This window comes from Pelagicoccus sp. SDUM812005, assembly GCF_031127875.1.
Lineage (GTDB): Bacteria > Verrucomicrobiota > Verrucomicrobiia > Opitutales > Opitutaceae > Pelagicoccus.
The window spans coordinates 1-12,350 of sequence record NZ_JARXIA010000005.1; the positions used below are offsets into that span (position 1 = coordinate 1).

Below are 12,350 nucleotides of genomic sequence, written 5' to 3' on the forward strand. Positions count from 1 at the left end.
CCAAAAACGCTCGAAATCAGCTCGAAGCGTCGAAACGAAGAAGCAGCCAGGGATGCTCTCTTTCAAAACGACTGCCGTGAATTATTCAGGCTAGGCCGGACTTGCCCACGATCGGGCTGCGATCCGATATATCGATGTGGGAGCCGAGCAGGCTGGAAAGCCGCCCCGACTTGTCCGGAAAAATCTCCGCCCGGCATATCATCCAACGATAGCCGCCATCCTTGTGCTTCATGCGATACTTCAGCTCGATCTCCGAAATCTCGCCTCGCAAGGCTTGCCCGAAAACCTCCTCCACCTCCGCGGCATCCTCCGAGAACAAGTGCGACTTGAAGGCCTCCAACGTATTCGGAAATTCGCTACCCGCATAACCCAGCTGCTTCTTCCACCGTTCGCTGAAATGCAGTTGGTTGCTGCGCAAGTCCCACGACCAAAGCCCGATGTTAGAAGCTTTGAGCGTGAGATCCAAGCGCCGCTGGCTAGCCTTGTAAGCTTCTTCCGCTCGCTTGCGCTTCGAAATGTTTCGCAAGGTGATCAGAGAACAATCACGCCCCTTCCACTCTACAGCGACGGAGCGCAACTCCGCATTCGGCACCGCAGAGCTATCAGTTTGAATTTCAAGCTCAACCGAATCCGCCTCCAGAACCGCATAGTCAAACAACTCGCGCACCGTGTCGTCCATCCCCTCGGGAAACCACGCTTCCGCAACCTTGTTGTTGAACAAGAGCTCCCCATCCGGTCTGGCTACCAGAAAAAGGGCGACATCCAAGCAGTGCAGCAATCCCCTGAAAATCCCCTTCCCTTCGGCCGAAGTGCTCTGCTGCACGTTCTTGAGCTCGCTCAAAAGTTCGCGACGCTCGAAGGCGTGCTGCACCGCCTCGATCAGACGATCCTGATTTAGGTCCTTGTAGAAGAGGTAATCGTCCGCCGAGGAATCCGGCGTATCCAAAATCACCGACTTTTCCTCGTCCTCCAGCAAGCAAAGCACCAAGGGTTCGTATTCGCTTTTTCGATATCTCGCCAAAACGTCGACATGAGGCAACTCGTCCATAATACCTTTCGATATGACAAGATCGATCTTTGCGTTAATCAAGGTACGCTTTGCGTCTCGCAAACTTTCCGCATGATAGCACAAGAAGTCGTAACGATCGGACTTCTTGAGAGATTCGAGTATCTGCTCCGCTCTCTGGAGGTCAGACTCAACTACCAAACTGGTAATCGACGATATTGGCATTCGGGGAAAAGGATGGAGGAAGGAAAAACGCGACACCATCAAGTGAACAAGCAGACCGCAAGCCGAACCATGCTAACTAGTATACATACCTAGTGTAAAATTTACCGCTTGGTTAAATCAATAGTGAGAGCGGAGCTCTAGCCGCGTCAAATTTGACTTGATCCGCTCAAGCTACCATAAAACGAGGGAATTCCCCGAGCCTTGTTCATGTCCCCTAAACCATCGATACCCCACCTGATCCCTAACGAAGGAATCTGGGCCGGACGCGTCTGGCTTCCTGCCTCGAGCGCACCCAACGGATTGGCCGGACCCCGCGTCGTCGGGGCGATAGACGGCCGCGTTTTCGACTTGAGCAGACGCTTCCAGACCTTTTCCGACCTCGTTAATTGCGGAGCGCCCGCTAAAGAGATCCCCCAATGCCTCGGCTCGGAAATCGCTTCCGTAGAAGAGCTGCAGGAGAACAGCGTCTACACGAACCGGGCCGCCACGCTCGCGCAAGAGACGAGGCCTTGCCTGCTCGCTCCCAACGATATCCTCGCTACCAAAGCTTGCGGAGTCACCTTCATCCGAAGCCTCCTCGAACGCGTTATCGAGGAAAAAGCCAAAGGCGACCCGCAAGCCGCCTCCCAAGTCCGTCAGGCAATACTGGATACGCTCGGAAACGACCTTTCTAAAGTGAAGCCCGGCTCCGAAGAAACAGTCGCCCTAAAAGCGAAACTCATCGAACAAGGAATCTGGTCCCAATACTTGGAAGTGGGAATCGGGCCCGACGCCGAAGTATTCACCAAAGCTCAGCCGATGGCCTCCGTAGGCTACGGCGTCCAGATCGGCATCCATCCGAAATCGAAATGGAACAACCCAGAGCCCGAGATCGTGCTAGCCGTATCCAACAAAGGGAACATCCAAGGAGCCACCCTAGGAAACGACGTGAACCTGCGCGACTTCGAAGGACGCAGCGCCCTCCTCCTCGGCGAAGCCAAAGACCAAAACGGGTCCTGCTCGATCGGTCCTTTCGTCCGCCTCTTCGACGAAAGCTTTTGCCTGGACGACGTGAAGACGTGCGAGATCGGCCTCGAAATATCAGGGGAAGACGGCTTCCACACCAGCGGAAGCAACAAGATGATAGAGATCAGTCGCAGTCCGGAAGAGCTCGTGCGTCAAGCCATCGGAGACAACCACCAATACCCGGACGGCTTCATGCTCTTCCTCGGAACCATGTTCGCGCCCACCGAAGATCGCGACCGAGCGGACGAAGGCTTCACCCACCACATCGGCGATCGGGTTACCATCTCCAGCCCCAAGCTCGGACAGCTTACCAATTGGGTCGCCCACACCAACGCCATCCCTCGCTGGGAATTCGGCATACGAGACCTCATCGACTACCTCCAGAGGTCCCGCGTCACCTAAAATCGGATACAATCCAATCGATACAAGTCCTACCTCGGGCGCTTAGCTATGGACGAAAAAAGAGAGGCAGGATCGCTCCCGCCTCTCTTCTAAAAAAAGTCGATACGACCGGCTCGCTAGCCGATGTAGATTTCGTTCGAAAAATCGAGCTCCTGAGGATTGCGCTTCCAAGCCTCGACGAACGCATCCTTCGTATCCGCATAAAGCGCCGACACTTCGATCGCCTGGTCGTAATCGGCAGGAATCTCGATCCCAGCCGCCGCGAACCACTCGCGGAAGAGCTTGATCTGATCCGCCTTGCAGCTTTCCGGGGAATCAACGCCTTCCGCATTCTTCACCGGGCTGAAGTCGTTCAGGCGCGTCGTCTCGATCACGATTGGGTTCTTCGCGAACGGGATGGAATCGAAGACGAACATCTCGAACTTGATACCGTTGGGCGTATCCGGATTTTGGACTTCGCCCGCTTCGTCCACGAAGGGAATCTTCTTGTCCGCGCGGTGGAAGGGCAAGGAGACGGAGCTGCCGGGAGCGACCAGCGAGCGCGCGAAGCTGACGTCGATCACATGGATCGCGATGCTTCCCGCTCGGAAGGAAAGCTGACCGTCCGCATCGCGACGGGCACACAGCTCGTCGGGCATATCGCTGTATTCGACTACCTGGCTCACTCCGTCGAGAACGCAAAAATGGCCGAGCTTTTCCTTTTCGTAGGCCTTCGGCAGCATCTTGCTCGATAGCGTTGAGCCCGACTTCAGGTGAAAGCCGATGAAGTAAGGATCCGCCGGCTGCACCAAAGGATTGTCTACCTGGAAGTAGCTCAAGATCTCGATCCCATCCTTAGCCATCGCTTCGAAGGACCCGCTCCGATCGAGGGCGCGCAAAGCGCCGCCATGCCCGTCCGGGCTCATCGCGATGCTGGACTTGGACTCGAGGATGATCTTGCCCTCCTTGTCCACCGCAGGCATGCGGCCTTGGCGGAAGAAGATGACCGATCCGTCCGCTAAACCAAAATTCTTGTGCTCCTCGAAGAACGCGACCGTGGCGGCATGGTTGATGTCGCTGGTCATGATGAACCAAGGCAATTTGCATCCGTAACGAACTCGAGCCGCTTGGATCTTCTCCGCAAAAACTTGGAAAAGCGTCTTCTGCTTAACGGGAGTCACCGGGTACGTGCCTTTCGGACCATTGTAGCCGAGACGCGTGCCCTGGCCGCCCGCTACGGTGAAGGCTGCCACCTTGCCCGACTTCAGGGCTTCCTCGCCCAGAGCCTTGGCTTCCTGCCATTCCGGATCCGTATCCACATTTTCAGGAATCGAAATGTAGGGAGCCGGTTCCAGGGCGCTGAAGTCCACGCTCCCATGCTCGCTATCGCCCTTTACGAGAGTGGCGACAAGTTTATCGAGTTCATCGAGGTCGATCTCGTCGGCTTGCGATTTCAAGTTCGCTCGCTCCTCATCACTCAGTTCATCCCAAAAGCGGAATACTTGCTCCTGTCCACGGGATTCGAAAAGCTGTTTTTTTTCCATATTTCTCTGCGAATGAGGCAGCATACCTCGCAATAGCGGACAAAGATGGCAACAAACTTCTCCGCGCAAAGCCGCGCCAAGCTCGAAAAGACGCGATCTATCGCTCGAAACGGAAAATCAGCTCACCTTCCTTCGCGTAGTTGAGCTTAGTACGGATCACCGATTCGATGTATTCAGGATTTCCCTGCAGGTTCTCGAGCTGAGCCTCTCGCTTGCTCGATTCTTCGACCAACGCGTCATGACGCTTAGAGAGCACCATTTTCTCCGCCCGCAGCTTATCGAGGTGTTGATAATCTCGATACAGGAACGCAGCCGCGAAAACACCCGCCCCAATAAAGAGTACAGCAAAGAACATGTTGGTGAATCGTCGGGCAGTCATGCAAGTAAGATGCAACAACAAGATGCAGCTCTCCAATTATTGCAAAAAAATAATTGTAAGGCCCCAGCAATTCGCGGACATTTCGCCCCAATGTACCAAAGTTTCTACGGTCTCAGGGAGATGCCGTTCAACATTACTCCCGATCCTAACTTTCTGTACCTAAGCCCGACTCACCAAGAAGCGCTGCAACACCTCAAGTACGGTGTCGCCGAAAAGAAAGGCTTCATTGTCCTGACCGGAGAGGTTGGCTGCGGCAAGACCACCCTCTGCCGCCACTTCATCAACGAGATCGACGAAGAGAAGTACGAGATCGCCCTGATCCTCAATCCGCGCATCACCGAAACCCAGCTTCTCAAGACCATCCTCACCGAACTGGGAGCCACCGGCAGCATGAGCCGCAGCCGCGGCGGCCTCGTCCAGCAAGTCAACGACCTGCTGCTGGAGAAGATCCAAGCGGGCAAGGACATCCTCCTCATCATCGACGAGGCCCAAAACCTCACGTTCGAACTGCTCGAGCAGCTACGGCTCCTCTCCAACCTCGAGACCGACAAGCAAAAGCTCCTGCAGATCATCCTCATGGGGCAACCGGAGTTTAAGGAGATCCTCGCCGAGGAACGACTCCGCCAGCTACGCCAACGCATTCTCGTCCACACCGAGCTGCGACCGCTCAACCGCCTGCAGATCGAGCAGTACATCCACCACCGCATCGCGATGGCAGGTGGCCAAGGCATCCCCTTCTTCACGAGCTGGGCCGTGCGCTGGATCAGTTGGAAATCCCGGGGAATTCCCAGAATCGTGAACAACATCTGCGACAAGTCCCTCCTCTCTTCTTATATTAGAAGCAGCGAGGTGGTCACCTGGAAGGACGTACGCGCCGCCCTCAAGGAAATCAAGACCCTCGATTTCAAGTAAGCGGCCCCGGCTCGCACCTCGCCCTGAGAGGCCTTCTGTCGAAGGAACCCGACTCGCTCGCTAAATAAAGGCCGCTCAAAGCCGTTTCATAGCTAGTGCCAGCTTCCAAGCTGTCCACGCAACCAGCTAAGAAAACGGAAATGAGCCTCATCAACCAAGCCCTCAAGCTCGAGCAGCAAAAACGCCACACCGAAACCACGCCAGTCGCCCCGATGGTGACTCGCATGGCCCAGCGCCGCTCCCGCGACAAGATGCCCCTGCTCCTCTTCGGATTCACCGGCATGGGCATGCTGCTCGCCGCCTCCGTCACCGCTATTTTTTACTTCGGCTCCGAATTCCTCGAATCCGACAAGGCTCTCGCCACCACGACGCTTCCCCCTGCCGCCTCCAGCGAAGCCCCTCAAGACGCAAGCTCCCCGGCAGCGCCCGCAGACGCCGAACCGCAAATCGAGGAACTGCTCGGCCAACTTTCCCCCGACCAGCTCTCCACCGTGCAGCAAATGCTGCTCGAGCGCGACTCGGAGCAGCCTGACGGCGAAGCCGTAGCCACCAACGAAACGGCGCCAGCCGACCAGAGCGAATCCCCCTCCCACAGCCTTTCCGACCTTTCCCGCCTGCAGGCTATCGTAGACTCCTACTCCGTCCAAGGCATCCGGAAAGCCGGCGCCGAAACGCGCGTTTTCCTCAACGGCAGGATCCGCAAGATCGGCGACGTTATCGACATCGAAAACAGGCTGCAGCTCATCGGCTTTACCGAAACTGCCCTCATTTTTCGGGATTCGAGCGGCCAGCGCTTCGAAAAAGCCCTCTAAATAGGCCCCCCTTCGCCCCCTAGTCGCCCCTTCCCGCCACCCTAAAGCCCGCTCCGAGCGAGGCTTGACGGCAAATCGCCGCCCAATTCCTAGGGACAACCCTACCCTTAGGAAATCGCTGCCGCCTCAGGCATCAGGCAAAAGCTGAGACAGCGCTAAGGTACCCCATGCTCGCATAAGTAGCGCAACCATTTCCGATTGCGCTTGTACCTATTCCAAGCGACTCTCATTACGTCTTTTTTACGCTTGATCCTCCGATGCTAAAAAACCGCCAAGAAGGAATCCTCAATCTGCATGGCCTGTGGCAGGCAGCTTGCCTCCTCATACTCTTTCTCGTCATTCGCCATGCTTTCGAATTCTTCGGGTACCGGCTTAAGGTCGAGTACCTGAACCTCTACATGGCCGGCGTGGCCATTGGCTCGTTCGCGAACCTGCGCGTGCTCAAGAGATACGCTGAGCACTTCGTTAACCTCGGCTGGTACAGGACCTTCCGCCTGACATTCCAGCAGTTGCTCCGCATCATGCTGCTGCAGCTGGCCGTGGTCTTCGCCGTCAAGGACTCCGAAATCAGCCGCCTCTTCCTCACCAGCTACTTCGCCGCGGCCTTCGGCCTCTTGTTCGTGATGAACAAGATCCTTCCCAAGCACCTCTGCCGGCTCAGCTTCAAAACCCAGGTCATCCCGACTCTCATCGTCGGCTCCACCGAGTCGCTCTCCAGCTTGGAGGAGTGGATCAACAACAAGGCCAGCTACGGCATCGAGATCGTCGGCTACACGGGCGAAGAGGCGTGTCCGCCCAGCCACGAGCAACCTATTCCCTGCCTCGGCACTATCGACGACCTGAAGCGAAACATCGAGACCCACCAGATCTCCCAAGTCGTCATCATCGACAAGGCGCTCTCGCCGGAAGGCTCCAAACGGGCCATGGCCCTCGCCCAAAAAGCGGGTTGCCGCGTCCGCATCTACAACAATTGGCAAGCCGACTTCCAACAGCGCATCATGGTCGAGCACGAGGGAAACTACACCTTTCTCACCTACGAGGACGAACCGCTGGAGAATCCCATCAACCGCATGATCAAGCGCAGCTTCGACGTCGCCGTCTCCCTGCCGATCGTCGCCTTCGTCCTTCCGCCGCTCACCCTTTTCGTCTGGGCCTTCCAGCGCAAGCAGTCCCCGGGGCCGATCTTCTACGCCCAGCCGCGCACCGGCATGACCAAGCGGACCTTCCACATCATCAAGTACCGCACCATGCACGTCTCGGACGCGAACGCCAAAAACGTGGCCAAGCAAGCGACCAAGGGCGACTCCCGCATCTACGCATTCGGCGCTTTCCTGCGAAAGACCAGCCTGGACGAGCTGCCTCAGTTCATAAACGTCCTGCTGGGCGAAATGAGCGTATCCGGTCCACGCCCCCACCTCATCGACCACGACCGCGAATTCTCCGAAAAGCTACAGGTCTACTACACCCGCCACTTCGTTAAGCCAGGCATCACCGGACTCGCCCAATCCCTCGGCCTACGCGGCGAAATCAACGAGCCCGAGCACCTGACCAAGCGCATCGCCTACGATATCACCTATATCAACACCTGGTCCTTCTGGCTCGACCTGAAGATCATGCTTCGCACCGCCAAAGCCGTAATCTTCCCGCCCAAGAGCGCCTACTAGGACGGCGGAAGAGATTGGATTGCACCCGCCCCCAAAACAGGGCAAGCATTCCATCCCAGTGGACGAAGCCTCTATCGATAGCCCTCTGGGTGCCTGTCGGCTGATCGCAAGCCGAGACGGCCTGCTCAGCCTCTCTTTCCTCGACGAAGGGGAAAGAGCCCGAGAGCCTTCGCCCCGCTCCAGCAACCCGCACCTGTTGGCAGCCATCGAGCAGCTGGAAGCCTACTTCGCCGGCCAGTTGACACGCTTCAGCTGCCAGCTCGCCCCTCAAGGCACCGCCTTCCAGCGCCGCGTCTGGGAACGCCTCGCCGCCATCCCTTTCGGCGTCACCAAATCCTACGGACAAATCGCCGAGGAAATCGGGCAGCCGCTCGCTTCCCGCGCCGTTGGCGGAGCGAACAATAGAAACCCCATCCCCATCCTCATCCCCTGCCACCGAGTCATCGGCTCCAAAAACGCGCTGGTAGGATTTGGTTGCGGACTGTGGCGAAAACAATGGATGCTAGAACATGAAGGCATCGCCCTTCCCCTCGCCCGATCCTAGTTCGCAACCATGGCCCCCGATCTCCTTATCGAAACGATCCTCCCGCACCTCGGCGCCATCCTCGGCCTCGGCCTGGGCGTCATTCTCATCGCCCGCCTCATGCGGGAAAAGCGCCGCCCCAGCAATACCTTCGCGTGGCTGCTGGTCATCATCCTCGCCCCCTACATCGGCGTCCCCCTCTTCCTCCTCATCGGCGGCAGGAAGATCAAGAAGCTCACCAGCGACAAGCGTTCGCTGCGACTCCATCCCCACGAGTACGACCAGGACTTCATCGAAGACTCCCCGTTCGGCCTGCTTGGCCATGGAAACAAGACCCGCTTCCTCCCCGACGCCACCGACGCCTACGACGTATTGATCGAATCGATACAAAACGCCAAGACGTCGATCGATATCACCACCTTCATCCTCAGCCACGACGCGGTAGGCCGACGCGTCGTCAAGGAGCTCTCCCGCAAGGCCAAGGAGGGCGTCGCCGTTCGCCTCCTGCTCGACGCCATCGGCTCCTTCGGCAAAAAAACCTTCTACATGCTCGAACTGGAGAAAGCCGGCGGAAAGATAGAGCGCTTCATGCCGGTGTTCCCCATCGCCTTCCCGGGCGCCACCAACCTTCGGAACCACCGCAAGATCGCCCTCTTCGACAAGCAATCCGCCATCATCGGGGGACGAAACATCGGCCGCGAATACATGGGGCCCAATCCCTCCAAAAGTCGCTGGACCGACTTCGGGGTGGAAATCTCCGGTCCCGCCGTATCCGCTCTCAATACCATTTTCGAAGAAGACTGGGCCTTCGCGTCACGTAAACGTGGATACAAAGCCGTTCCCCAATCCGTGGTTAAACCGGTTCCGGGAGGCGAATCCACCATCGAGATCATGGCCAGCGGTCCCGACACCCCCGACGACCCGCTCTACGAAAAGGTGCTCGCCAGCATCCAAGACGCGGAAAGCTCCATCACCATCGTCACGCCTTACTTCATACCAGACGAAGTCCTGCAACGTACCCTCAGCGTGAAGGCGCGCACCGGCAAGGAGGTCACCATCATCGTGCCCAAACGTTCCAACCACCGCATCACCGACCTCGCCCGCCGCACCTTCCTCCGGGAGCTGCAGGCATCCGGCGTCAAAGTCCTCGCCTACGAACGGGAGATGATGCACGGGAAGGCCCTCCTCATCGACGAAAAGCTGGCCATGACCGGATCCGCCAACATGGACCTGCGCAGCCTCTTCGTTAACTTCGAGGTCGCCGCCTTCTTCTACTCCCAGCCCGACATCAAGGAAGTCGAAAGCTGGATCAAGGACGTCTCCTCCCGCTGCACGGAACTGCAAGCGGAGCAGCTGGAACGCCAACGCTACCTCAAAGGCCTCGCCGAAGACCTCAGCCACCTCATCGCGCCCTTGCTCTGACACGCATTCCATGATTGCGGCAGCGAAAAAAACGTTCGCTATCGCATCGCAAGCACACACCTTCCCTCATTCCAAAAGGTCAGAAACGATGGATAAACTAACAGAGATCATGAACTGGAAGGCCCAGGAGATCGCGGATCGCATCCGCGAAGTCGCCGACCACGAACTCCAAGCCTTCGCTCCCGAAGCCCCCATTCGCGGTTCCTTCCTGCAAGCCCTCCAAGCCCCTGCCGGACTGGCCGTCATCTCGGAAATAAAGCGCCGTTCCCCCTCCGCCGGACAAATCAAGGACCTCGGCCCCTCCATCGAACAGGCCGACAAGTACCTCGCCGCCGGCGGCGACTGCCTTTCCATCCTCACCGACACCAAGTACTTCGGCGGCGAACTGAAGGACCTCTCCTCCGTCACCGAAAAGTTCCGCTCCCAGCAGAACGGCATCCCCTGCTTGCGCAAGGACTTCATGATCCACCCCATCCAGGTCCTCGAAGCCGCCCAAGCCGGAGCCTCCGCCATCCTCATCATCGTTCGCGCCCTCAGCGACGAACAAATGACTGCTCTGCGCCGCGCCGCCGATCTCGCCGGACTCGACTCCCTCTACGAAATCCACAGCGAAGCGGAACTGGAAAGAGCCGTCGCCCAAGACGCCAAGATCATCGGAGTCAACAACCGCGACCTCGCAAAGTTTACCACCGACCTCGCCTTTTCCGAACGCCTCATCCCCCGATTCCCCTCAAACGTCGTAGCCGTCTCGGAATCCGGAATCTGGACCGGGCAAGACGCCGCTCGCGTCCGCGCTTGCGGAGCCAAGGCCATCCTCGTGGGCGAGGCCCTCATGAAGGCGCCCGATACCGCCCAACTCATGGCGGACTTCCACAACGCCTAGGCACCGGCCCACAACTGACCGCACCGCCTCCACCGCCAACACCGTCAACCGCCCTCACTTGCCACTCTCGCCCTCACAGACCCGCGACCTGCTCGAGCAACTCGGACATCGCCCCAAAAAACAATTGGGCCAAAACTTCCTCATCGACGGAAACATCGTCCGCAAGTCCCTCGAGCTCGCCGGCGTGGCCGCCGGCGACCATGTCGTTGAGATCGGCCCCGGTCTCGGCACCCTGACCCGCGCCCTCCTCGAAGCAGGCGCCATCGTGCACGCCGTGGAAAAAGATCCCGTGCTCGGCGCCCACGTCGAATCCATCGCCCACGCCGAGCCAAACCTCCACCTCATCAAGGGCGACGCCCTCGACCACCCCCTCGGCGACCTCCCAGAGCAGCTCGAAGACTTCAAGATAGTCGCCAACCTTCCCTACGCCATCTCCACCCCGTGGATGGCGGCCGTGCTGGAAAGCCGCCTCCCCAGCGTCATGACCCTCATGCTGCAAAAGGAAGCCGCCCAACGCTACGCCGCCAAGGCCGGCACCAAACAATTCGGAGCCATCAGCATCTTCCTGCACGCCGCCTTCGACGTCCTCCCCGGGCACGACGTCTCAGGCTCCTGCTTCTATCCCAAACCCGACGTGGGCTCCACCCTGCTCCACCTCAAGCGAAAAGCCGCCCCCTTTCGCTTCAGTCCGGAAAGTATCCAGCTCATCCGTGAAATCTTCCAGCAGCGTCGCAAGCAAATCTCCTCCCTCCTGCGTAAGGCAAAAACGGATACCGCATCCCGCTGGCTCGCAAACCTCGAAAGCGCCGGCATTCCCGCTTCTGCTCGCCCCGAGCAAATCGACACCGCCCACTGGATCCAGCTAGAAAGGACGGAAGCGTAAGCGCCTCCCCAAAAATTGATGACGCGAGCGCATCGCTACGAATCGCTGTTCCAAAAAACGAATACAGCAGCCACCTGAATCCCGCTCGGATTCAAAGGTCCAAGTACACGAAAATCATTCAGGCGGATTCCGCAAAGATCTCCTCCACGACGATCGATCAACGCTGCGAAATCCGCTCTGAAGCAATTGACTACGAAACCCAGTCAGTCGCCTTTACCAAGCAACCGCTCGCCCCTAGCAACATGCGACGCTGGCGACGCTCGCGTATCCACTGCGGAATGACAAGGAGACGACGCACCATGTTTTGACTGCGGCTGTCCATCGAAAGAATGCTGCGTTCCTGGCTACTCATTGCTAGCAATCTCCACGCTGAGGGCTTCCAAGAAGCGGACCAGATCCGCGCGCTTCGCGGAGGCCGTTTCCACATCGAGCTCGACCGGGCTCTGCCGGTTGAGCACTTCCCGAGAGGCCATCGCCCAAGCGTTGGGGCGATCCGTCAAGAGCTTCGCAGCCTCGTCCACACTCTCTTCCAGAGAGAATCCAAATTCATCCTGCAGCCCAAGGTCCCACTTCGGGGTCCACGTTTCTTCGAGTCGATTGATTGAGTTCATGCACACAATCTACCACCGAACATCAGACATCTCCTGTCCCATGCCTCGAATCATTACAATTTCATGCAGAAAAAAACAGCGCTTGAAAAAGGCTCAGGCC

13 protein-coding genes are annotated in these 12,350 nt (G+C 58.1%); 8 read left to right on the plus strand and 5 right to left on the minus strand.

What is annotated here, in order from left to right:
• Positions 1-85: 85 nt before the first annotated feature.
• A complete protein-coding gene (locus QEH57_RS07520) occupies positions 86-1,231 on the minus strand; it encodes a PAS domain-containing protein (RefSeq protein ID WP_309006092.1) in 1,146 nt (381 codons plus the stop codon).
• A 207-nt stretch (positions 1,232-1,438) separates the two neighbouring features.
• Here QEH57_RS07520 and QEH57_RS07525 point away from each other — a divergent pair, with 207 nt between their 5' ends.
• Positions 1,439-2,638 carry a fumarylacetoacetate hydrolase family protein gene (locus tag QEH57_RS07525; protein WP_309006093.1) on the plus strand — a complete coding sequence of 400 codons (1,200 nt, stop codon included), beginning with the start codon at positions 1,439-1,441 and terminating at the stop codon, positions 2,636-2,638.
• A gap of 116 nt (positions 2,639-2,754) precedes the next feature.
• Here the strand turns inward: QEH57_RS07525 and QEH57_RS07530 are convergent, their stop codons facing one another.
• Both QEH57_RS07530 and QEH57_RS07535 read right to left on the minus strand, forming a co-directional pair.
• A complete protein-coding gene (locus tag QEH57_RS07530) occupies positions 2,755-4,161 on the minus strand; it encodes a UDPGP type 1 family protein (protein WP_309006094.1) in 1,407 nt (468 codons plus the stop codon).
• Between the two features lie 97 nt (positions 4,162-4,258).
• Positions 4,259-4,540, minus strand: coding sequence for a septum formation initiator family protein (locus QEH57_RS07535; RefSeq protein ID WP_309006095.1), 282 nt, complete (start codon positions 4,538-4,540; stop codon positions 4,259-4,261).
• A 90-nt stretch (positions 4,541-4,630) separates the two neighbouring features.
• Here QEH57_RS07535 and QEH57_RS07540 point away from each other — a divergent pair, with 90 nt between their 5' ends.
• From QEH57_RS07540 to rsmA, 7 genes are all read left to right on the plus strand, one after another.
• A complete protein-coding gene (locus QEH57_RS07540) occupies positions 4,631-5,452 on the plus strand; it encodes an AAA family ATPase (RefSeq protein ID WP_309006096.1) in 822 nt (273 codons plus the stop codon).
• A 140-nt stretch (positions 5,453-5,592) separates the two neighbouring features.
• Positions 5,593-6,264: a hypothetical protein gene (locus tag QEH57_RS07545; protein ID WP_309006097.1), complete on the plus strand. Its 672-nt coding sequence runs from the start codon at positions 5,593-5,595 to the stop codon at positions 6,262-6,264.
• Positions 6,265-6,521: 257 nt separating this feature from the next.
• Positions 6,522-7,928, plus strand: coding sequence for a sugar transferase (locus QEH57_RS07550; protein WP_309006098.1), 1,407 nt, complete (start codon positions 6,522-6,524; stop codon positions 7,926-7,928).
• 58 nt (positions 7,929-7,986) lie between these two features.
• Positions 7,987-8,472: a methylated-DNA--[protein]-cysteine S-methyltransferase gene (locus QEH57_RS07555; protein WP_309006099.1), complete on the plus strand. Its 486-nt coding sequence runs from the start codon at positions 7,987-7,989 to the stop codon at positions 8,470-8,472.
• 9 nt (positions 8,473-8,481) lie between these two features.
• Positions 8,482-9,873, plus strand: a complete 1,392-nt coding sequence (gene cls, locus QEH57_RS07560; RefSeq protein ID WP_309006100.1) for a cardiolipin synthase — start codon at positions 8,482-8,484, stop codon at positions 9,871-9,873.
• A gap of 88 nt (positions 9,874-9,961) precedes the next feature.
• Positions 9,962-10,756 carry an indole-3-glycerol phosphate synthase TrpC gene (locus QEH57_RS07565; RefSeq protein WP_309006101.1) on the plus strand — a complete coding sequence of 265 codons (795 nt, stop codon included), beginning with the start codon at positions 9,962-9,964 and terminating at the stop codon, positions 10,754-10,756.
• Positions 10,757-10,814: 58 nt separating this feature from the next.
• The gene (rsmA, locus tag QEH57_RS07570; RefSeq protein WP_309006102.1) at positions 10,815-11,639 is read left to right on the plus strand and encodes a 16S rRNA (adenine(1518)-N(6)/adenine(1519)-N(6))-dimethyltransferase RsmA; all 825 of its coding nucleotides are present in this window, start codon (positions 10,815-10,817) and stop codon (positions 11,637-11,639) included.
• Positions 11,640-11,829: 190 nt separating this feature from the next.
• Here rsmA and QEH57_RS07575 read toward each other — a convergent pair whose 3' ends face one another.
• Together QEH57_RS07575 and QEH57_RS07580 are read right to left on the minus strand one after the other, a co-directional pair.
• Positions 11,830-11,991, minus strand: coding sequence for a hypothetical protein (locus QEH57_RS07575; protein ID WP_309006103.1), 162 nt, complete (start codon positions 11,989-11,991; stop codon positions 11,830-11,832).
• Positions 11,984-12,250 (minus strand): hypothetical protein, encoded by a 267-nt coding sequence (locus QEH57_RS07580; protein ID WP_309006104.1) that lies wholly within the window; start codon positions 12,248-12,250, stop codon positions 11,984-11,986. Before QEH57_RS07580 ends, QEH57_RS07575 begins: the two co-directional genes overlap by 8 nt.
• Positions 12,251-12,350 lie beyond the last annotated feature (100 nt).